This is a genomic window from Streptomyces scopuliridis RB72 (genome assembly GCF_000718095.1).
Taxonomy (GTDB): domain Bacteria; phylum Actinomycetota; class Actinomycetes; order Streptomycetales; family Streptomycetaceae; genus Streptomyces; species Streptomyces scopuliridis.
On sequence record NZ_JOEI01000046.1, the window covers coordinates 1 to 21045 of the forward strand.

At 69.1% G+C, this 21045-nt stretch carries 18 protein-coding genes and 2 pseudogenes; 14 read left to right on the top strand and 6 right to left on the bottom strand.

Annotation, left to right across the window (positions count from 1 at the left end):
* Positions 1–176: PEP/pyruvate-binding domain-containing protein (locus IF11_RS39715; protein ID WP_157848473.1), on the bottom strand; the 176-nt coding region annotated here is incomplete at its 3' end.
* Positions 177–551: 375 nt separating this feature from the next.
* Here IF11_RS39715 and IF11_RS38055 point away from each other — a divergent pair.
* Positions 552–842 carry a hypothetical protein gene (locus IF11_RS38055; RefSeq protein WP_051746478.1) on the top strand — a complete coding sequence of 97 codons (291 nt, stop codon included), beginning with the start codon at positions 552–554 and terminating at the stop codon, positions 840–842.
* A gap of 29 nt (positions 843–871) precedes the next feature.
* Here IF11_RS38055 and IF11_RS0135300 read toward each other — a convergent pair whose 3' ends face one another.
* On the bottom strand, positions 872–1096 hold the full coding sequence (locus IF11_RS0135300) for a hypothetical protein (protein WP_030355901.1): 225 nt from the start codon (positions 1094–1096) through the stop codon (positions 872–874).
* Positions 1097–1631: 535 nt separating this feature from the next.
* Between IF11_RS0135300 and IF11_RS0135310 the strand changes: the two genes are divergently transcribed.
* The 8 genes from IF11_RS0135310 to IF11_RS0135345 all read left to right on the top strand — a co-directional run bounded on the left by IF11_RS0135310 (position 1632) and on the right by IF11_RS0135345 (position 12387).
* A complete protein-coding gene (locus tag IF11_RS0135310) occupies positions 1632–4475 on the top strand; it encodes an AfsR/SARP family transcriptional regulator (protein ID WP_169746445.1) in 2844 nt (947 codons plus the stop codon).
* A 138-nt stretch (positions 4476–4613) separates the two neighbouring features.
* Complete coding sequence (locus IF11_RS0135315) at positions 4614–5588, top strand: L-tyrosine/L-tryptophan isonitrile synthase family protein (RefSeq protein WP_030355904.1); 975 nt, start codon at positions 4614–4616, stop codon at positions 5586–5588.
* Positions 5589–5602: 14 nt separating this feature from the next.
* Complete coding sequence (locus tag IF11_RS0135320) at positions 5603–6466, top strand: TauD/TfdA dioxygenase family protein (protein ID WP_051746479.1); 864 nt, start codon at positions 5603–5605, stop codon at positions 6464–6466.
* Positions 6463–7992, top strand: coding sequence for a 4-hydroxyphenylacetate 3-hydroxylase family protein (locus IF11_RS0135325; protein WP_051746480.1), 1530 nt, complete (start codon positions 6463–6465; stop codon positions 7990–7992). Before IF11_RS0135320 ends, IF11_RS0135325 begins: the two co-directional genes overlap by 4 nt.
* A 14-nt stretch (positions 7993–8006) precedes the next feature.
* On the top strand, positions 8007–9884 hold the full coding sequence (gene asnB, locus IF11_RS0135330; RefSeq protein WP_030355907.1) for an asparagine synthase (glutamine-hydrolyzing): 1878 nt from the start codon (positions 8007–8009) through the stop codon (positions 9882–9884).
* A gap of 11 nt (positions 9885–9895) precedes the next feature.
* A complete protein-coding gene (locus IF11_RS0135335; RefSeq protein ID WP_169746446.1) occupies positions 9896–10903 on the top strand; it encodes a quinone oxidoreductase family protein in 1008 nt (335 codons plus the stop codon).
* Between the two features lie 48 nt (positions 10904–10951).
* A complete protein-coding gene (locus tag IF11_RS0135340) occupies positions 10952–11830 on the top strand; it encodes a DODA-type extradiol aromatic ring-opening family dioxygenase (protein WP_030355909.1) in 879 nt (292 codons plus the stop codon).
* A gap of 41 nt (positions 11831–11871) precedes the next feature.
* Positions 11872–12387 carry a flavin reductase family protein gene (locus IF11_RS0135345; RefSeq protein ID WP_078491091.1) on the top strand — a complete coding sequence of 172 codons (516 nt, stop codon included), beginning with the start codon at positions 11872–11874 and terminating at the stop codon, positions 12385–12387.
* 542 nt (positions 12388–12929) lie between these two features.
* On the opposite strand, the gene IF11_RS0135355 is transcribed toward IF11_RS0135345, so the two are convergent.
* From IF11_RS0135355 to IF11_RS0135365, 3 genes are all read right to left on the bottom strand, one after another.
* Complete coding sequence (locus tag IF11_RS0135355; RefSeq protein ID WP_051746481.1) at positions 12930–15578, bottom strand: glycoside hydrolase family 97 protein; 2649 nt, start codon at positions 15576–15578, stop codon at positions 12930–12932.
* A gap of 301 nt (positions 15579–15879) precedes the next feature.
* The gene (locus IF11_RS43045; protein WP_030355912.1) at positions 15880–16113 is read right to left on the bottom strand and encodes a hypothetical protein; all 234 of its coding nucleotides are present in this window, start codon (positions 16111–16113) and stop codon (positions 15880–15882) included.
* Between the two features lie 358 nt (positions 16114–16471).
* Positions 16472–17227, bottom strand: coding sequence for a hypothetical protein (locus tag IF11_RS0135365; RefSeq protein ID WP_157848474.1), 756 nt, complete (start codon positions 17225–17227; stop codon positions 16472–16474).
* Between the two features lie 10 nt (positions 17228–17237).
* Here IF11_RS0135365 and IF11_RS41140 point away from each other — a divergent pair, with 10 nt between their 5' ends.
* Together IF11_RS41140 and IF11_RS0135370 are read left to right on the top strand one after the other, a co-directional pair.
* Positions 17238–17387 (top strand): hypothetical protein, encoded by a 150-nt coding sequence (locus IF11_RS41140; RefSeq protein ID WP_157848475.1) that lies wholly within the window; start codon positions 17238–17240, stop codon positions 17385–17387.
* 475 nt (positions 17388–17862) lie between these two features.
* Complete coding sequence (locus tag IF11_RS0135370) at positions 17863–18312, top strand: hypothetical protein (RefSeq protein WP_030355914.1); 450 nt, start codon at positions 17863–17865, stop codon at positions 18310–18312.
* Between the two features lie 9 nt (positions 18313–18321).
* On the opposite strand, the gene IF11_RS0135375 is transcribed toward IF11_RS0135370, so the two are convergent.
* Entirely contained in the window at positions 18322–18552 is a 231-nt protein-coding gene (locus IF11_RS0135375) for a hypothetical protein (RefSeq protein WP_030355915.1), read from the bottom strand.
* Positions 18553–18708: 156 nt separating this feature from the next.
* Between IF11_RS0135375 and IF11_RS0135380 the strand changes: the two genes are divergently transcribed.
* The 3 genes and pseudogenes from IF11_RS0135380 to IF11_RS0135385 form a co-directional block, all read left to right on the top strand.
* Positions 18709–19257, top strand: coding sequence for a GNAT family N-acetyltransferase (locus tag IF11_RS0135380; RefSeq protein WP_030355916.1), 549 nt, complete (start codon positions 18709–18711; stop codon positions 19255–19257).
* A gap of 85 nt (positions 19258–19342) precedes the next feature.
* Positions 19343–19992, top strand: a pseudogene (locus IF11_RS39720) (helix-turn-helix domain-containing protein); the annotation flags it as partial.
* Positions 19993–20806: 814 nt separating this feature from the next.
* Positions 20807–21045 (top strand): annotated as a pseudogene (locus IF11_RS0135385) (PEP/pyruvate-binding domain-containing protein); the annotation flags it as partial.

Below are 21045 nucleotides of genomic sequence, written 5' to 3' on the forward strand. Positions count from 1 at the left end.
ATCGACGGCGCTTCCGCCATGATCCGCCGGAAGGCGTCCGCCGTCACGCAGAAGCCGGCCGGCACGCGGATGCCTTCGATCCGCGACAGCCCGCCCAGGGGCGCGCCCTTGCCGCCGACGACCGCGACCTGCGTCTCGTCAACCTCTTGAAGATCCAACACGTACTGCTCAATCACTGCGATACCTCCGAGACAGCCGTGCTCCGTTGGCCGAGGCAGCGGACGCATTTCGCTTTGCCGAATCGGGCCAGGTCGTCGCCAAGGTGCTCATCGTGCCGACCCCGGAACGCTGAGCATCGCGTCGGCGTCGATCCGGCGCCGCCAATTGCCAGAAGGAAATGAAGATCGTCATGCACAGTTCGCCGTCCGCCCTCCTCTCGATGCCTTCCCTGGTGCCGACCGTGCTGCTGGCCGTCGGTCTGCTTGCGGGCATGGTCGTGACGAGTGTCGTCACTGCACGGGCCCTGAAGGGGGCCAGTCGCCGCCAGGCCGTGACCGGCAGTCTCTTGTCCGGATCGTGGGTCGTCGGATTCACCGCACTCTTCGTGATCAGTGATCATCACTGCGCTGAGCTGGGAGCTGGGCGAGCAGCACGTGCACACGCTGCTGTGGCCGACCGGCTCCGCACTCGTCATCGGACTGATCTACCTCGCAGGTGGCGTCGTCTACCGGGACGTCCTGCAGTACGCCCTGGGCGGATGGCTCGCGCTGACGTCCACCGCCGCCCTGTTCTTCGGAGTCCCCGGCATGTTCTGGGTTCTGGCGCTCGCGGGCGGTGGCGGCTACTTCGTCGCCGCGAGGGTGGAACGACGTCGCGTCGCTGCGGCGCTCTCTGCTTCGTAACGGCCACGTTCCCCATGGTGTCTGCTGGTTCACGCGTCGGCCTTCTGCTCGGGGGCCGTGCGGTCGAGCCAGTGGGCGATGCCGGCGACATGGGCGTGCGTGGCGGACAGGTCCCCCCAACGGGCGCCGAGCTGCGGCTGGTCCCCCAGGCGGGGATAGCGGTGGCGCAGGCTCTGGACGGCGTCGCGGACGTCCGACTCCGTGCTGGGCAGGCCACCGGCCAGGGTCCGCACGGTGTGGTCCCAGGCGAGCATTTCCTGTTCGGCGTTCGTCGGCGTCCGGTCCGGGGCCGAAGTGGGTGAACAGCAACCTTGCCGGACTCAGCTCGCGCATCTTTCGCAGTGAGGCCCGGGCCCGCGACGCCGCAGTGACATCAGCCGCTACCGCGGCGATGCGCACCTCGCTGCGTCGTCGGAGTCGGCCAAGTACGTCCCGTACGAGGTCGATCCTCCGCACGAGCCCTCGCAGTAACGGCGGGGGCGCCTGCGTGTCGAACGCCCGGTCTCAAAGCGGGAAAGACGTGCTGCCGCGCGGGTTGGTCTCGGACAGCGTCACACCTGTGCCGTCCCTGGTCGTATGAGTCATCGGACTGGTATCTCCGTTTCGGCGGAAGGCTGATCATTGCGGGAAAATCCCCGCCCCGAGAGGGAGCAGAGGGGTGGTCAGGCCGTGGAGTTGCGCCGTGTGGAATTCAGGGTGCTGGGGCCGGTCGAAGCCGTTGGCGTCTGTGAGATGCTCCCGCTCGGCGGACCCAAGCCACGCACTCTCCTGGCAGCTCTCCTGTTGGACATGAACACTGCGGTCACCGCAGACCGGCTCTGCGAGATGTTGTGGGCCGGGAGCCCACCGGCTTCCGCCCATGCGAACGTACGCAGTTACGCCGCCGGTCTGCGCAGGGTGCTCAACGCGGCCTCCGGCGGTGACCGGCTCAGCCACGGTCATCAGGGGTATCGTCTGCGGGTTCAGCCGGATGAACTGGATCTGAGGCTCTTCGACGATCTGGCCGCGCGTGGCCGGGCGGCCATAGCCGAAGGTGATCATTGGTCGGCAGCCGAGCGACTGCGGGCGGCTCTGGGATTGTGGCGAGGTGCCGCCTTCGATGGTCTGTCGCATCACTTCCCGCTGCACATGGAGGCATCGAGGCTGGAGGAGTCCCGGATCTCCGTCTTCGAGGACTACGCCGCGGCCCGCATCGCCTTGGGTGAGTACGAGGACCTGGTCCCGGTGCTGCGGGCCCAGACAGCGGTGCACCCGCTGCGCGAGCGACTGTGGGGTCTGCTGATCACCGCTCAATACCATTGTGGACGTGCGGGAGACGCGCTGCACTCCTATGCCCGGGCCCGTCGTACGCTCCGGGACGAACTCGGACTCGATCCCGGAATCGAACTGCGGCGGTTGCACCAGGCCGTACTCGCCCGCGACCTCTCCCAGGTGACAGGACCGCCGCGGTCCAACCCCGTCCGTCAACTCGACCCACCAACCCCGGATCCCGCTCGTCCGGGCCCGAGATCGAGATCTGCGGAAGCCTGGCCCATATGCCAACTTCCCACGCTCATACCGGACTTCGTCGGGCGTGAGAAACTGCTCACCCACGCGGCCACACTGTTGGCCCCGTCGAACGCCGAAAGGCCGGCGATGGTGGTGCCGGTGGTGATCCTGACCGGTCTGCCCGGCGTGGGCAAGACCGCTGCGGTCACCCACCTCGCCCACCGGCTCCGCGGCGCCTTCCCCGACGGTCAGCTCTACGTCCAGCTCGACAGCGCTCGCGGACCGCGCCGCACATCCGCCGCCGTCCTCGCGGACCTGCTGCTCAGCATCGGGGTGCCCGGATCGGCGATACCCGTAGCCGAGTCCCAGCGGGCCGCACTGTTCCGTTCGAAGCTCGCGCACCGCCGCGTGCTGGTCGTCCTGGACGACGTCATGGACACCTCCCAGGTCCAGTATCTGCTGCCCGGGAGCGGCGGCTGTGCCGTCCTCATCACCAGTCGGGCGCGGCTTACCGCCATTCCCGGCGCGCACCTGCTCGACGTGGAACCGTTGGACGACACCGACGGGCGCACCTTGCTCGACCGAATCGCCGGAGCGCGGCGATTCGCCACCGAGCCGGAGGCGACAGGGCGCCTCCTCGTCGGATGCGCCGGTCTCCCTCTGGCGCTCAGGGTGGCGGGCGCCCGGCTGGCCGGGAGCCCGCACCGACCGGTGCGCTGGCTGGCCGAGCGGCTGGCCGACGAACAGCGCCGACTCGGTGAGCTGCGCGCCGGTGACCTCGCCATGCGCGCCTGTGTCGCCACTGCCTATCACGGGCTGGCCCCGGATGCTGCCCGGCTGTTCCGCGCTCTCGGGCTGATCCCCACAGGCGAGTTCCCGTCCTGGATACCCGCGGTCATCATGTCCGGCGTGGCCGGGGACGAGGAACCGGACGACAGCGTGGACGACATCCTCGACGCCCTGATCCACGCCAATCTCATCCGGGCCCACCACGTCGATCCGGAGGGCCGGCCCCGCTACCGCATCCACGATTTGTTGCGTGCCTACGCCGCGGAACGTGCCGCGGAAGAAGAGTCCCCTGCGCGCCGACGGGAGATCGTCGGACGTGTCCTGGACGGCTGGCTGCACCGGGTCCCTGTCGCGGGGGAGCAGTTGCTCCGCACCGGAGCAGACACGGCTACCGCCTGGCTGGAGTACGAGCGCCCCAGTCTCGCGGCCACCGTGGAGTACGCCGCGCGCTCCGGCCACGGCGGGCAGGCGAGCGAACTCGTCGCCGCCCTGGACGACATCTGCCACCAGCGCACCTGGTTGGACGACTGGGAGCGTATGGCGCGGGCCGTGCTGGAGCGGGCGTTGGCCGAAGGCGACCGCAGACGCATCGCGATGGCCCAGGGCTCGCTGGCCCGCGCCGGTGTCGCGCGCGGCCGGGCGGACGAGGCGATGCGCTGGTTCGTCCCCGCCATCCGGCAGTTGGACGAGCTGGGGGAGCAGCGCCAGGCCGCGTACCTCCGCGTCCACAGCAGCTTCGCGATCGCGGACCGGGGCATGACAGAGGACGCCTACACCGACGCGTCCGTGGCCGTCGCCGTGCTGAGCTCGCTGGGTGACCTGCGGGGCACGGTGCTGGCGTTGCGCAGTCTGGGCGCGGTGCTGTTCCACCAGCACCGCGAGGCCGAGGCGGCGCGGGTGCTGGAGAGAGCGCTTGAGGCGGCGGAGCGACTGCGACAGCCGTTGGCTCTCGCCGATGCCCTCCAGGCGCTGGCCGTGACCGAGCTCATGCTCGGTCGGTACCCCGCGGCCGCCCGTCGCCTGGACCGGGCGTTGACCCACTACCGCAGGGTGCGGCACCGCCCCGGCGAGGCGTACGCGCTCTACACGATCGGGCGATTACGGCTGGCCTGGGACCCGGAGCGGGCCGCCGAGGCGTTCGGCCCGCTGACACAGGCCGCGGAAATGTTCTCCGAGCTCGGTGAGCGCCGTGGCGAGGCGCTCACCGCCTTCATGCGGGGCCGCGCGTACGCCGCCCTCGGTGACCGGGAGCGCGCACGGGACAGCTTCGCCGTAGCGCTGCCCGCGTTCCGCGCGCTGCGCATGCTCGACTGGGAGACGCGCACCCTCCACGAACTCGGCACTTTCGGCCGCTGACCTCGCTGACCTCGCTGACACCGCTGTCCCTGCTGAGGCGGCCGGGGCCTGCCGTGACGGTCGGTACCGAAACGGCTTTGTGCGTTTCGTGTGCGTCCTGCGCCGAGGATGGAGCAAGTCCCCACCACAGGAGGCACGGTGTTCGAACTTGCCACCCTCGATACCGAACTGGCCGCCATCGAGGTGATCCGCGACGTGCTGCTGCACCAGCGGAGACTGCGCGGCGGTGGCTGCACCGGCAGGGTCTGCCTGCGGTGCCTACGGCACCACCGAGACGCCATCGCAGAAGCCATAGCACGCGGCCGGACCATCGAGTTACTGCTCCCGGCCTTTCCCACCAAGTCCCCCAACCCAGCCAAAGTCCTGGGCCCACTGCCCGACATGGCCGAGGAACTCGCGCTGAGGTTTCTCGAATCGCTCTGCGAGCGCATCGCCGAGGTCTACCCGCCCGGTGCCCGCATCCTCATCTGCTCCGACGGGCGGGTCTTCAACGACCTGATCGGGGTGAGTGACGAGAACGTCACCCGTTACGCCCACGAGATCAACCGCATGATCGACCGGATCGGCGCCACCCACCTCGGCCAGTTCACGCTGGACGAAGTCAATCCGGGCGCCGACCACGCCCAGCAGCGCACGAGGCTCACGGCCGGCCGCGGCCCGCACCCGGACGAGCTGCGCGCCGAGGTACGCCGGGGCGGCCACCTGGTCCAGATGTACCGGGGGATCACCCGCTTCATGCTGGAGGACCTGTCCGTCCCCGAGTACACCGGCAGCCGCGCCGCCCTGCAGCGCCACTGCCGCGAGCTCGCCTACGGAGTCATCGCCCGCAGCCGCGCCTGGGACGAGCTGCTGGCCGAGCTCTTCCCGGACGCCATCCGTCTCTCCATCCACCCTCAGCCGTGCAGCACACGGAAGATCGGGCTCCTGCTGGCGGACACCCCCGACGTCTGGCTCACGCCCTGGCACAGCGCCGCCGTCGACACAGGCGACGGGCACTTCACGCTGATGAAGCGTGCCGAGGCCGAGGCGGCGGGGGCCCAGCTGGTGACGGCCCACGGACGCCCCAGCCATTTCGTTCTGCCCCGGGACCACGCCACCGTACCCGCCCCCTGACAGGAGCCTCCACCATGACCGTAGACAACGCCCTGCTCAGCGACCAGCGCCTGAGGATCACGGCCCTCGAACCCTTCGGGCTCGCACTCCACGCCGTCGACCGAGGCCGTCCGCCGACCGACCTGCCTGTCCCGTCGTTGCGCGCCCTCGTTCGTGAGCACCGACTGCTCCTGCTGCGCGACTTCGCGGGGTTCGACGAGCCTGCCGAACTCTCCGCGTACGGCGCGCGATGGGGGCAGCTCAGCGTCTGGCCGTTCGGCACTGTTCTGGAGCTCGTCCAGCAGCCTGACCCGGCCGACCACATATTCGACCATAGCCACATGCCGATGCACTGGGACGGCATGTACCGGGAGCACATCCCCGAGTTCCAGATCTTCCAGTGCGTCCACGCACCCGGTGAGGGCAACGGCGGCCAGACCACCTTCTCCGACACCGCCGCCGTGCTCACCAACGCCGATCCTGCCACCCGCGCCCTGTGGTCACGGGCCACCGGCACGTACCACCGGAAGATGGAGTACTACGACAGTACCTGCGTCTCCCCGGTGGTGACGGCCCACCCGGTCCACGGCACGCCGGTCATCCGCTACAACGAACCCACCGCGGAGGCCGACGAGCACTTCGTCAACCACCCGGACCTGGAGTTCTCCGGCCTCGCCGACAAGTCGGAACTCGCCGAACTGCACCGCGGTCTGCGTGCCGCCCTGTACGACCCGTCCCACCTCTACGCACACGCCTGGCGGACCGGCGATCTCGTGGTGACCGACAACTACACCCTGCTGCACGGCCGCAACGCCTTCACGAACGGCGCGCCCCGGCACCTGCGCCGCGTCCAGGTCCTCGGCGACCCGCCGCTGGCCAACCCGGGGCTGGTCCGATGACGACGACTCAGCCGCGGAAGACCATCGACGCCCTGATGACGGGGGCCGAGTACCTGGACAGCCTGCGCGACGGCCGTGCCGTATACGTGGACGGCGAGCAGGTCAAGGACGTGACCACGCACCGCGCCTTCCGTAACTCCGCCCGCTCCATCGCCCGGCTCTACGACGCTCTCCACGACCCCACCACCGCCGACGTACTCACCGGGGTGGACCCGGACACCGGCATCCGCACTCATCGCTTCTTCAAACCCAGCCGGTCCGCCGCCGACCTCGTCCAGGCCGGAGAAGCGATCGCCACCTGGGCCCGCATGAGCTACGGCTTCCTGGGCCGCACCCCCGAGTACAAGGCCGCCTTCATGGCCGGACTCGGCGTCAACGCCGACTACTACGGCCCGTTCGCCGCCAACGCCACCGCCTGGTACCGCAGGTTCGCGAGCAAGGCGCTCCACCTGAACCACGTCATCATCAACCCGCCGATCGACCGGAAACGCGCCATCCACGACATGGGTGACGTTTTCGTGCACGCGGTACGCGAGACCGACGCCGGGGTGGTGGTCAGCGGAGCGAAGATGCTCGCCACCGGGTCCGCGCTGACCAACGCGGGTTTCGTGGCCCCGGTCGGCTCGGCCCAGCTGGAAAAGGGCAAGGCGGAACGTTTCGCGCTGGTCTTCTTCGTCCGGATGGACAACCCCGGGGTACGGCTCATCTGCCGCACCCCGTACGAACGGCGTGCCGAAACCCCCTTCGACTTCCCGCTGAGCAGCCGCTTCGACGAGAACGACAGCGTGCTGCTCCTGGACGAGGCGTTGATTCCCTGGGAGGACGTGCTTGTCCACCGTGACATCGAGCGCGCCACCGGCTTCTACGCGGGCTCCGGCTTCCCCAACCTCTACAACTTTCAGTCCGGGATCCGACTGGGCGTCAAACTGGAGTTGATGGCGGGGCTCCTCTCTCGGGCCACCAGGGCCAACGGCACCGATGTCTTCCGCGGGGTGCAGGCCGGCCTCGGCGAACTTCTCACCCTGCGGGACGTGGTCCGGGCACTCACCTCCGCCATGGCTCACGACCCCGAACCGGGTCCGGGCGGCACGGTCCTGCCGCGCCTGGAGCACGCTTCCGCGATGCGGATGGCGGGCTCCCACATCTGGAACCGGGTGCACGAGCTCTTCGAGACCCTGCTTGGCGGTGCGCCCCTGGCTGTCCCCTCCAGCGCCCGCGACCTCGCCCATCCCGAACTGCGTCCGCTCATCGACCGCTACTACCGGGGTGCCGACACCTCGGCGCTGGAGCGGATCAAGCTCCTCAAGCTGGTCTGGGACGCCATCGGCACCGAGTTCGGGGCCCGCCACGAGCTCTACGAGCGCAACTACTCCGGCAACGGCGAGCAGGTCCGGCTGGACGCGCTGCGCTGGGCCACCCGCCGAGGCAGCCTCGGCCGCTACGAGGAACTGGTCCAGGAGTGCCTGGACGACTACGACACCGACGGCTGGCGCCGGGGCCCCTGGCTCGGCCCTGATCAGGACTGAGAAAGGAGCGGACCATGTGCGGCATCACCGGATGGGTCGACTTCTCCCGTGACCTCACCACCGAGTCCGGCACGCTCGATGCCATGGTGCGGACGCTGATCCGCCGCGGCCCGGACGCCGGCGGCGGCTGGCTCGACACCCACGCCGCGCTCGGCCACCGGCGCCTCGCGATCATCGACCTGGAGGGCGGGGCCCAGCCCATGGCCACCCCGGAGCGCGGCCCACGCGGCGACCTGCCACGCGCCGTGATCTCCTACGGCGGCGAGATCTACAACTATCGCGAGCTGCGCGGCGAACTCTCCCTGTACGGGCACCGGTTCGCCACGTCCAGCGACACCGAGGTGGCGCTGCGCGCCTACCTCCAGTGGGGCGCCGACTTCGTGCATCGCCTCAACGGCATGTACTCCATCGCCATCTGGGACACCGCGCGCGAGGAACTCCTCCTCGTTCGTGACCGGCTCGGGGTCAAGCCCCTCTACTACCACCCGACCCCGGGGGGTGTCCTCTTCGGGTCGGAGCCCAAGGCCATCCTGGCCAACCCACTGGTGCGGCCGAGCGCCTCCGCGGAGGAACTCTGCGACGCGCTGCTCTTCCTGCGCACCCCCGGCCGGGTGCCGCTGCGCGGCATGCGGGAACTCAGGCCCGGCCATCTGCTGCGGGTCGGCCGTGAGGGCCTGCGCGAAGAGCGGTACTGGGCACTTGAGGCCCGCCCGCACACCGACGACCTGCCCACCACCATCGCCACGGTCCGCGAACTGCTGGACGACATCGTGCCGCGCCAGATGGTCGCGGACGTCCCCTTGGTCGCGCTGCTCTCCGGCGGCCTGGACTCCAGCACCGTGACCGCCCTGGCCCAGCGCGTCCGCGCCGCCGAGGGCGGGCGGATCTCCACCTTCGCCGTCGACTTCACCGGCCACAGCGAGAACTTCCGCGGTGATCCCATCCGCCCCACTCCCGACGGCCCCTACGCCCGCGCGGTCGCCGAGCACGTCGGCAGCGCACACCACACGATCACCCTGGACCGGGCCCGGCTTCTCGACCCGGCCGTGCGCCGGACCGTACTGGCGGCCTGGGACCTGCCGTTCAACTTCGCCGACCTGGACGTCTCACTGCACCAGCTCTTCGCGGCCGTCCGCGAGCACGCAACCGTGGCACTCTCCGGTGAGGGAGCCGACGAGGTGTTCGGCGGCTATCTCTGGTTCTCCGACCCTGTTGCGCGGGCCGCCGAGACCTTCCCCTGGCTGGAGCTCGGCGCCCACCGCGGCCTCGACCCCGGCGCGCTCTTCCGCCCCTGGTTCGTGGAGGGCATCGACCTCGCCGCGTACCAGGCCGACCTGTACCGCGGTGCGCTGGCCGAGGTTCCCCGCCTCGATGGTGAGGGCCCCGAGGAACGGCGCACGCGTGAACTCGGCTACCTCACACTCACCCGCTGGCTGCCCATCCTGCTCGACAAGAAAGACCGGATGGGAATGGCGAACGGCCTGGAGGGACGGGTGCCGTTCTGCGACCACCGCCTCGTCGAATACCTCTTCAACGTCCCCTGGGCGATGAAGACCTGCACCGGCCAGGAGAAGGGCCTGCTCCGCGAGGCCGCCGCCGACCTGCTGCCGCAGTCCGTACTGCGCCGCACCAAGGCCGCCTACCCCTCCATCCAGGACCCCGCCTACGACCGCGGTCTCATCGCCGGTCTCACCGCCGCAGCCGTCGGCCACGACGCACCGCTCGCTGGCTACCTGGACCCGGAAGCGGTGCGCCGGCTCACCCACAAGACGACGACCGGCACCCTCTCCGAGTTCGAACGCATCCTCCTGGAATCCACCGTCCGTCTCGGCGACTGGCTGAGCACCTACGAGGTGGATCTCGATCTCGGCCCCGACCGCCTCACCCTGTAAGGAGCGAACCGATGTCATCGCAGACCAAGGCACCGATCCCGCTGATCCCCGCGATCGAGATCCGGCGGACCGGCGGCCCGGACGTCCTTCTCCCTGTCGACAGGCCGGCTCCCGGCGAGCCCGGCCCGGGCCAGATCCTGGTCGAACTCGCCGCCGCGGGCGTCAACTTCATAGACATCTACCGCCGCGAGGGCCGCTATCCGCTGCCCCTGCCCGCCGTGCCCGGTGAGGAGGGCTCGGGCACCGTGCTGGCCGTGGGGCCCGACGTCACACGGTTCTCGGTCGACGACCGCGTTGCCTGGACCACGGTCCTCGGCAGCTACGCGGGGCAGGTCCTCGTTCCCGAGGAGAAAGCCATCGTTGTCCCCGAAGGCGTCGACCTGCACACCGCCGCCGCCGCACTTGTCCAGGGCATGACGGCCCACTACCTGGTCAACGACTCCTACCGCGCCCAGGCCGGCGAGACCGTGCTGGTGCACGCCGCCGCGGGCGGAGTGGGGCTGCTCCTCACTCAACTGCTCAAGCAGCGCGGAGTGCGCGTGATCGGCACGGTCTCCAGCCACGAGAAGGAGAAGCGGGCGGCCGCCAACGGCGCGGACGAGGTCATCCGCTACGACCGCTGCCAGGACATCGCCGCCGAGGTCCGGCGCCTGACCGACGGGGACGGCGTGCACGCCGCCTACGACGGGGTCGGCGCCGCCACCTTCGACGCCGGCCTGGACAGCCTGCGCCGCCGCGGCACGCTGGTCCTCTTCGGTGGCGCCAGCGGCCCCGTGCCACCCGTCGACGTGATGCGGCTGCTCTGGGGTGGCTCGCTGACCCTCACGCGTCCCTACCTGGAGCACTTCCGGGCCACCGTCGAGGAGTTCACCTGGCGGGCCGGAGAAGTCTTCGCGGGAATCGCCGACGGCACCCTGCGCATCACCATCGGCGGCACGTATCCGCTCGCCCGCGCCCGGGACGCACACGCCGACCTGGCCGCCCGCCGCACCACGGGCAAGCTGCTCCTCGTCCCGTAGCCCCCGTTCCTTTTCGGAAAGTCTCTCTTTCAGAAAGGCGAAACGCCCATGGGCGCCATCGTCGGCGCGGGACTGCTCTCCCACGCCCCCGTCATCATGTTCCCCGAATCTCAGCGCATCGAGGCCAATGGCGGCCGCGACTTCACCCTCGCCACCGGTCTCGCCCGACTCCGCCGCGAGGTGGTCGACACCACCGACCACGACGCCGTGCTGGTGCTCGACACCCACTGGGCCACCACCACCGAGACCGTCATCACCGCCCACGCCCACCGGTCCGGACGCTTCACCTCCGACGAGATGCCCAGCGAGGTCAGCGAGATCCCCTACGCCATCCCCGGAGACCCGGAACTCGCCCACGCCGTGGCCACGGCGGCGGAGAAGGATTCGCTCTGGCTCTCCGCCAACGACGACTCCCACCTCCCGATCCACTACGCCACTCTCAACCTCTGGAGCTACCTCGGCCGCCCTGACGTGCCGTGGCTGTCCATGTCGGTCTGCCAGACCGCGACCACCGAGGACCACCTGCTCCTGGGAGCGGTTGTCGCCGAGGCTGTCGACGGGCTCGCCCGGCGGGTGCTGGTGATCGCCTCCGGTGGCCTCTCGCACGGTTTTTGGCCCCTGGCCGAACTGCGTGACCGGATGGCCGGTGATCCGGCCAATATCGTCAGCCCCGCGGCCCGTGCCGCCGACGAGCAACGCATCGCCTGGCTGGAGGCCGGCCGTCACGACCGGGTCATCGCGACCATGCCGGAGTACCGCCGGCACGTCCCGGAAGGCAACTTCGGCCACTACCTGACGCTCGCGGGCGCTCTCGGTGGATCCGGGTGCACCGCCTCCGCGCGCCGCTACGGCGAGTACGAGAACGCCATCGGTACCGGTCAGGTGCATCTCTGGTTCGACCACCCCGCCGGGGGCTGGACCAACTGACCCGAGCACCACCCTCATCCATCCGACGACAAGGAGACCCGGTGGCGATCGATCCGCAGCAACTCCGCACCTGCCTCGGCTACTTCGCCACCGGTGTCACCATCGTCAGTTGCGCGGTGGGCGACGCCCCCCACGGCGCGACCGTGAACTCCTTCACCGCGGTCTCCCTGGACCCGCCGCTCGTGCTGGTCTCCCTCTCCCGTACCTCGAAGGCGGCCCGACTTCTGGCCGGCCGCCCGTTCACCGTCAACGTTTTGTCCGAGGAGCAACGCGACCTCGCTCTACGGTTCGCGGGGAGTCCGGAGGCTTCTGGTCCTTCTCCCTCCTGGCTGCCCGCGCCATTGGGCCTGGCACCCGCCCTCAGCGGCTCGCTGGCCACCTTCTCCTGCTCGCCCTGGGCCACCTACGACGGCGGCGACCACGTCCTCTTCCTCGGCCGCGTCGAACGGCTCGCGCACCGCCCCGAAGCCCGCCCCTTGCTCTTCTACCGCGGTTCCTTCCACCCCGCGCTCACCCGTAGCCGGAATCGGACCGACAGGATCGCTCAACCAGGTTGAACTCGCGGTGCCCGGGCCCGATCGTGCCGTAATCCGTAATCCGTAATCCGTAATCCGTAATCCGTAATCCGTGATCAGGCCGGAGGGCCGGGAGGAAGTCGTCGATCAGGCCGGCAGATACTACTGGATCCTTCCCTTTGCGGGGTTCGTATCCGGACGCGCGAGATGCCCGCTTGAGCAACTCCCTGCTCTCAGTCCAGCGCCTTGTCCGTACCTGTTCACGAGAACCGGTTCCGGTACTCGGTCGGCGGGACCTGAAGGAGACGAAGGAACGACCTGCGCATGGTGGCCTCGGTGCCGAATCCGGATTCACGCGCGATCACATCAGGCCTTCGGCAGCGACCCGCTGCGCCCGTCCTGCCAGCCGGCCGAGCGCGCGAACCGTCTCCGGCTCGGTCTTCGGGATCCCGTCCGTGCCTGGCACGATCAGTGTGCCGATATCGTCGACATCCGCGATGCAGCGCCGTCAAGGCGATCAGGAGAGCGGTCACTGCGAGAACGAGGCCGCGTGCGCCATGCGGAGAACGGAGATTCACGGGCCGTCAGCTCCTCGTCCACGCCTGGCCGGCGCCGCTGTCGCAGGTCCACAGCTGCAGTCGCGTTCCGTTGGCCGTGCCGTCGTCGATCGCGTCCAGGCAGGTGCCGGAGCCGAGGTTGACGATCGTGCCGTCGGAGCGGACCCGCCACTTCTGGCCGTAGGTCCCGTTGCAGTCGTAGATCTGTACGGCGGTGCCGTTGGCGGTGGCTCCTCCGGCGGCCTCCAGGCAGCGGTTGGCGAAGACGGTCAGTTCACCGCTCACCGTGGAGAACCAGGTCTGGTTGGTGCCGCCGTTGCAGTCCCACAGCGCCGGGCGGGTGCCGTTGGCCTGGTTGCCGCCGGGCAGGTCCAGGCATCGGCCGGACTGCTTCCCCTTGTAGACGGCGGTGGTGTTCGCCCGGTACCAGGTCTGGTTGGGGCCGCCGTTGCAGGTCCAGATCTGCAACAGGGTGCCGGTGGTGGTGCCGCTCCCGGTGGCCTCCAGGCACTTGCCCGAGCTGGGGTTGACCACCGTGCCGTCGCTGTTGACGGTCCACTGCTGGGCCGCCGAGTTGTCGCAGTTGTAGATCTGCACCGCCGTACCGTCGGCCGTTGCGCCGCCCTTGACGTCCAGGCACTTCGCCCCGCGGTAGACCGTCAACTGCCCGGTCGGGGAGGCGGTCCAGGTCTGGTTGGCCTGGCCGTGGCAGTCCCACAACGCCACCTGTGTGCCGTTGGTCTGGCTCGCCCCCGGCACGTCCGCGCACAGGCCGGACTGGCTGCCCTTCAGTGCACCGGCCTGCCCCCGCGGTGAACAGGTCGACATGCCGGACGTGTAGGGGCACAGCGCCGTCACGAAGCCGCCGTTGGCGAGCTCCGGCACCGACAGGGTGTCGGAACTGGTGACGACACGGGTCTCGCGGGTCAGGCCGCCGGAGCCGTCGCGGACGGTCTCGGCCAGCCACTGTCCGGTGCCGAGGAAGGACAGCGGGGTCTGGAAGGTCCTGGCGGACAGGGCCGAGATGCCGCCTACGTACCAGCGCCCGCCGCCCCGACGGGCCACGTACGCCTCCTTGCCGGGGCTGCCGTCGAGCAGCCGGGTCTCGTCCCAGGCGGTGGGGAGCTGGTCGAGGATGCGCAGCGCCTCGGGGTGTGCCTCGTAGCTCTCGGGGCTGTCGGCGAGGTGCTGCCAGCCGGACTCGAACACGACGGCGGTGGCCAGTTCGTGGGCGTCGGTGGTGTCACGGCCGGTCATGCTGAACACCACGGGGGTGAAGTCCATGCTGGAGACCACGTTCCGGGTGTAGGGCAGGATGGTGTTGAACGCGGCGCGGTTGCGGCCCTGTTCCGCGCCGTACACCGCCTCGGCCGTGGTCACGTGCGGCCAGGTGCGCTGCATACCGCGCGGCATGGCGGCGCCGTGGAAGTTGACCATGAGCTTCAGGTCCGCGGTCTGGGCGAGGACGGCGTCGTACCACTGGAGGGTCGGCTGGGTGTACTCGTAGATGAAGTCGATCTTCACCCCGGCCACGCCCCAGTCCCTGACCTGTGTCAGCCACTGGTCGCGTTGCTGTGCGGTGCGCAGGCTGGAGGAGTTGAACCACAGGATGACCTGTACGCCTCTGTCCTTGGCGTAGGACACGACGTCCGGGACCCAGGAGGAGGACCAGCCCTCGTCGATGAGGACATAGTCCCAGCCGTGGCGCTGGGCGAAGTCGATGTACTGCTTCTGCCGGCCCGCGCTGGACGGGCTGCTGTGTTCGCTCAGCCAGGACCAGGCGACGGTGCCGGGTATGATCCAGGAGGTGTCGGAGACCTTGGACGGCGCGGCCAGATCGTCGACGATCGTGGACCGGGTGACGCTCGCCAGGTCGCCGAGAGCGGCGGTGCGCCACGGTGTCGACAGCGGCAGCGTACCGGTGATCCCGCCCTCCGCCCGGGTGGTGTAGGTGCCGGAGCCAGATGTGTGGGACAGGTAGGAGGCGGCGTACCGGCCGTCGAGGTCGGTCTCGGCCACCAGCGCGTACGCGCCGCCGACCTGGAACAGCGCGGGCTGGCGGTAGGTGTTGGTGGGAGCGCCACCGGCGGTGGTGGCGAACCACTCGCCCTGGTCCTCGCTCTGGGGCGGCACGAGCCATGCGCCGGCCGAGGCCGGGACCGTCCACGACGACGCCTCACCGGTCACGGTCACGGATCCGCTGCCCGGCAGCACATAGCGGTAGGCCACACCGGTGTCCGAGGCGCGGACCACGACGTCGAGCCGGGCGCCGCCGGTACCCGAGAAGGACAGGGTCGTCTCGGCGTAGGCGGTCCGCTGGGTCCGCTGCTTGCCCGTGGTCATCGTGTACGACTCGGTGACCGTCCGGTCACTGCGCCGAAGGAACGTCAGGTCTTTCGTCAGGTCGGCGGCGCTGGTGCGGATCCCGATCGGCGACGGTGACAGCACGGTCCGGCCGTTGCTCGATGCCGCGAAGGTGAGCGTGCCGTTGTCCAGCGTGACCTGCGCCGCCGTCGGGGAGCCCGTGGACGGGCCCGTGACGATCCAGCCCGTCGTGGCAGCGGCCGCGGCGGCGGTCGGTGCCGGAACGACCAGGAGAGCCAGTGGCAATAGCAGTGCCGGCAGACAGCGTTGGAGGAGGCGTCTGAGCGGGATGGTCGGCGTGAGTGTGGGCATGGGTGTCCTTCATCAAGAGGAGAGGTGGTGACGACAGGTCGTGAAGCGGTCGTCACATGGCGGCGATCCGGGTGCCGCGCTGCCCGGATCCCCGTGTGGTCAGTGACTGGTCCACTGCTGAGCGCGCGGTCCGACGCCGCGGCCCGAGCAGACGAAGTCCAGCGTGCAGCCCGCGCCGGTCCGCTCGGCTTCCAGCGGGCCGCGGTAGCACTTGCCGGTGCTGCTGCCGAGGCTCCCGGCGATCGAGTCCCCGAAACGGCATCACCCGCGGAATGAGCCGGCCGACGACAGTGGGGGTCGCTCACGACTGTGCCTGCGTCGCAGCGTCGTACGACGAGGGGGCGGTGCTGGTCGCACCATCGGTACTGTCAGCGGCGGCGCGTTCACCGTGCTCACCACAGCCTGGCTTGAACAGGTCGTCCAGGATCTGCGACTGCTCGGCGGCTGGACAGTCCCGCAGCAGCCGGGAGTTGCCCCCGCCACCGCAGATCGCACCGATCCCGTCGAACGTCCGGTCGCCCTGACCACCGTCCACGGTGCTCGTCGCGACTGCTGCCGCCTGGGCCGGTGGTATACCGACTGAGCCAAGGGCAGCCACAAGGGCAGGAGGTACTTCAAGGTTCGTCGCACAGCGTCGTCCTTCTCCAGTGGGGGATGAGGACAGCCTCGGAGAGTTCTCACAGGGGTGCCAAGTCGAACCGTCCGGTGGAGGTTTGTGCGTCAGTGTGCGGTCGTGTTGATTTACCGTCAAGGTCTACACCAAAGAACGTGTTTGAATCAGGTGGAACTCGGCTAGCCTGTAAGCGGTCGACGTCGAACCGGCCAATCCCTGGTGTGGCGAGCGTGCGCACGATGCGTTGAGGTTGCGAGCTCGTCACCGAACGCGCCGTCCTTCACGTGACGGCACCGGCACCGCGCACCCGGCCACGCCTCTTGTGGCGAGGTGCCGCAGGACGGTCTTGATCGCCAACTCGTAGTTCCGATCGGGTCGCACCCGAGGCGCCGGCCCGCCAGCACAGCGCACGCTCGTCATAGGCGGCCTTGGCGAGCGTGCCCTCGAAGAAGACGTGCACGGCGTGCTCGGAAGGAGCTACACGACCTCGGCGCCGACCACGGTGAGGGCCTCGCTCGGCGAGGGCGTCCACCACCTTGCGCGGTTCGACGTCGGCGATGCGGGCCGCCGCGATGACGTTCGCGATGACGTGCAGGCCGGCCGTCGCCGAGTGGAGGTGCCGGTTGCGGAACTCCGGGACAGTCAGGGTGTTCTCGGACAGCTCGCGCCAGCCGGGGATGCGCTCAAACGCGAGGTCCACGCCGCGGCCGCTACATCGCCTTCGACCGCCCCATCGCTCGCAACACCGCCGACCGCACCCTCGCCCCGCACCACGTACCCCGCCTGCGGCCTCGAAGGCGACGCCACCCACACCCACCTGGCCAACGTGGTAGTGCCCTTCGCCCGTAAAGCATGGACCGATCTCCAGCACCCAGACGGAGGCGTCGTGGTGGTCGAAGAGGTCGACGAAGGGCTGTAGGTCGCGGCCGGTCTGAGTGGCGACATGATGCACAACGAAGACGGTCACGAGAACGACGCGCTCTGCGCTCAACACGTCGGGGTCCAGAAGGGTGTTACGGACGGCTTCCACCGGCATCCGAGTGCTGTTGAAGACACTCGCTCCGACCGGCAAGGGCCGCAAGCGATGGACCATGAGCTGGGAGTCGCCCCTGATTGCTCTCCAGCCCGCCTTCGGGGGCTGGCTCACCCCTGGCCAGCGACTGAACCTCAACAACCAAGAGCAGCCGCAGAATTGACGCGCCCGGGTCTGCAGACCATCCTCCACGAATTCGGCTACAACCTCGTCGAGGTCACGGGAAGCCCGGCTCCACGGTGCCGTGGGGGTGCAGCTGTTCGACCACCACTGCGCCGTCAACTGCCCTGCTGTCGAGGAGCGCGTGGTCGGCAGTCCCCTTCTTGCTCGGCGCCGAACCCAACGAGATCGACGAATGCCCTCGCGGGTGCACTTCGGCCTTTGACCGACCGGATTCGGCTCGGGACGGACCCGATGCCCGGGCTGCCGGCGGACCTGCGGCGCAGCCACCGTGTACCGGTGCATGGTCGATTCCGAGTTGCCTCCCGCCGTGTCCACCCCGAAGACGACTGACGCCTCGCCGGGGACTTCCAGGGGAGCCGGTCCAACACCTCGGCGGAACCGGGCACAACCATCCGTGCCGTTCGCGGGTCACATCAAGTGGGAGTAAACCGCTCCCAGAGACACAAGGGGGAAATATGAGAATGGCACGTAATGTCGCAACCGCCGGGGCGTTGACAGCGCTGGCGGTGGGTGCCGCGACCGCGTTCAGCACCACTGCCTCCGCCGCACCCAACGTCACACCGCAGGGCGTCTGCGGCAGCGCCTACAAGACCGTGAACTCGGCGCCCATCGGCTCGCTGGGCACCGTGTACCTGACGTACAACTCCTCGAACGGCAAGAACTGCGTCGCGACCATCCGCGCCAACCCGGGCGCGGCCAAGTACATGTCCGCGTACATCTACGTCCCTGACAGCGATGAGTGGGCCGGGGACTCCGGTAATTACACGTCGTACGCGGGGCCGGCCTACGTCTACGGCAAGGGGCATTGCGTGAGCTGGGGCGGCAGCATCGACAACGTGTATGTTTCGGTGGAAAACTCCAACTGCGCAGCCCTGAAGGAGCACCGGGTCACCGAAATCCGCTGATCCGGCTCATCACTCGGCAGCCGGTTCGCGCGCTGCCGCCTCGCGCAGTTCGACCTTGCGGACCTTCCCGCAGACGGCTATCGGGAAGGTGTCCATGAGCCGCGGTTGGCGCGGGATCTCGGCGAGGACCAGCCTGCAACGGGAGAACTCGGCCAGTTGCTTCAGCTCCACCGGCTTGTCCTCGTCCGGGCCCGCGTCGGCCGCGGTGGTCGATGTCGCCCTGGCGGCCGTCGAGGTCACCGCGCGCGTGCCCCATCAGCGAGCCTTCGCCCCGTCGGAGCGAGACGCTCCGTTCGGACGGTGGGTTCGGTGTGCGACTGAACGGTCACTGTCCGCGTGTCCTTCCGGCTCCAAAACTGTGTGCGAGCCACCCGGAGGGGTCTTTACTCTCCAGGCATGGATCTTCGCGAAGAACTGCCGAGCGACAGACAGGCCGTGCGGGATGTTCACCTGCAGGCGTTCGGTGACCATGGCCTTGTCGTGGCCAACCTGGTCGATACGCTGCGGGACACCATCACACCCGAGGACGGTCTCTCGCTGATCGCCGAGCACGACGGGCAGGTCGTCGGCCATGTCATGTTCACCAGCGGTCTGCTCGATGCCCCTCGGCGGCTGGTTGAAGTGCAAGTCCTCAGTCCATTGGCCGTGATGCCCGAGCTTCATAGGCGCGGTGTCGGCTCGGCCCTGGTCCGACACGGATTGGGGATCCTCGCCGAGCGAGCCGTTCCCCTCGTCTTCCTGGAGGGCGATCCGGGCTATTACTCGCGTTTCAGCTTCGCGCCCGGTGGCGGCCTGGGCTTCCGAAAGCCATCCCTGCGTATCCCGGACGGAGCCTTCCAGGCCGTCAGGCTCCCGGAGTATGAGCCTTGGATGACGGGGACGTTGGTCTATGCAGAGCCGTTGTGGCGGCATGACGCAGTCGGTCTCCGTGACCCCAACGCGTAGTGACGCGAGCGCCGATGCCGCTGTAGTGACATGACGCGCTGTTTGGATACCGGTCCGGGCGGCGCGGTGTCGCCAGGCTGTGCGGGTGGCAGAACGAGTACGTGTGCGCGAGATCGAGGACGACGAGGGCAGACGCCTCCTGCGGATCATCCGTAGGGGTACCGGGTCAGTGGTGACCTGGCGGCGTGCGCAGATGGTGCTGCTGTCCGCGCAGGACGTGCCCGTGGCGAAGATCGCCGAGGTGACGTTCACCAGCGCGGACCGCGTGCGGGATGTGATCCACAACTTCAACGCCGACGGTTTCGAGGCGCTCTACCCGAAGTACAAGGGAGGCCGGCCCAGAACGTTCACCCTGCGCGAGCGGCGCGAGCGGCGCGAGATCAAGAAGATCACCAAGTCCAAGCCGGCCGAGCACGGCCTGCCCTTCCGACCTGGAGTCTGGCCAAGCTGGCAGTCTCCTGGAAGGCCCGCGTCGAATACCTCTACGCCATCGCCGACGGCGAGGTCATACCCGAGGACGGCGAACCCGAAGTCGTCTTATGCCTGGACGAGTTCGGCCCGCTCAACCTCCAGCCCCACCCCGGACGACAGTGGGCCCAGCGCGGCGGACGGCACAAGGACCCCGGCCGAGAGCCGAGGCCCCGTCGGCGGGCGACCTACCCCCGCCCGCACGGGGTCAGGCGCCTGTTCGTCGCCTACGACCTGGGCAAGGACACGTTCTACGGCCACATCGAGCCCGAGGCTAGTTGATCACGGCTGAGTGGGCTGGGTGGCGCTCCAGCGGCGTTTGCCGGGCGTCGGCCCTGGCCGGTGTAAGTGGTGCGCAGGAGGAGGATCTGGTCGGTGCGGCGGGACAACTGGGCCACGATCTGGGCGGGGTGGCGTGGGGCCGTTCGCTTGGATGCCGGCCGATTTGAGCTACGGCGGCCATCAAGCGTCCGTTTGGCGAGCTTGGCCCAGCACTCGCGTGGCGCGACGACCTACGGGACGGGAGATGGCGGCGCGCTCAACGTTCCGGCCTTGCCGACAACGGAAAGAACGTCTGGTTCCGCGGCTGCATCCGTAGGCCGATGGGACATCTGCCTGGGCCAACGCCGCGTACCCGTACGCGGCGCGCCACCGCTTCGCGAGAAGCTTGTCAGTTCCGGCGGACGCCAAAAGGCAAAGGCAAGGAGAGCTCTCTCCTTGCCACTCTCAACGTATAGCGCACTGGGGGGCTTGCGGCAAGACCCGGGTGGTGGCGCAGAATCGTCGGCCGAGGCCACAACCTGCGGTAATGGGGGCACGAGGTGCGTGTGTTGTTGTCGACGTATGGGGGACGCGGTGACGTCGAACCAGTGGTGGGACCGGCAGCGCAGTTGCGGGTGCTCGGGGCGGTGGTGTGGGGGTGCGCGCCGCCCGGCTGGGCGAAGCGGCCGGCCGACTCGTCAGAGGGAAGGCAACCAGGGATGAGGACGTGCTCGACAAGAGGTTCGACAGGGCTGGAGGTGTCGGTGATTCGATCGGCCAGTGCAGTGCAACGGAGCACGGCTGTCTCGGAGGTATCGCAGTGATTGAGCGGTACGTGTTGGATCTTCAAGAGGTTGACGAGACGCAGGTCGCGGTCGTCGGCGGCAAGGGCGCGCACCTGGGCGGGCTGTCGCGGATCGAAGGCATCCGCGTGCCGGCCGGCTTCTGCGTGACGGCGGACGCCTTCCGGCGGATCATGGCGGAAGCGCCGTCGATGCAGAGGACCTGCCGACGGCCTCCTTCGCCGGCCAGCAGGACACGTACCTGAACGTCGTGGGG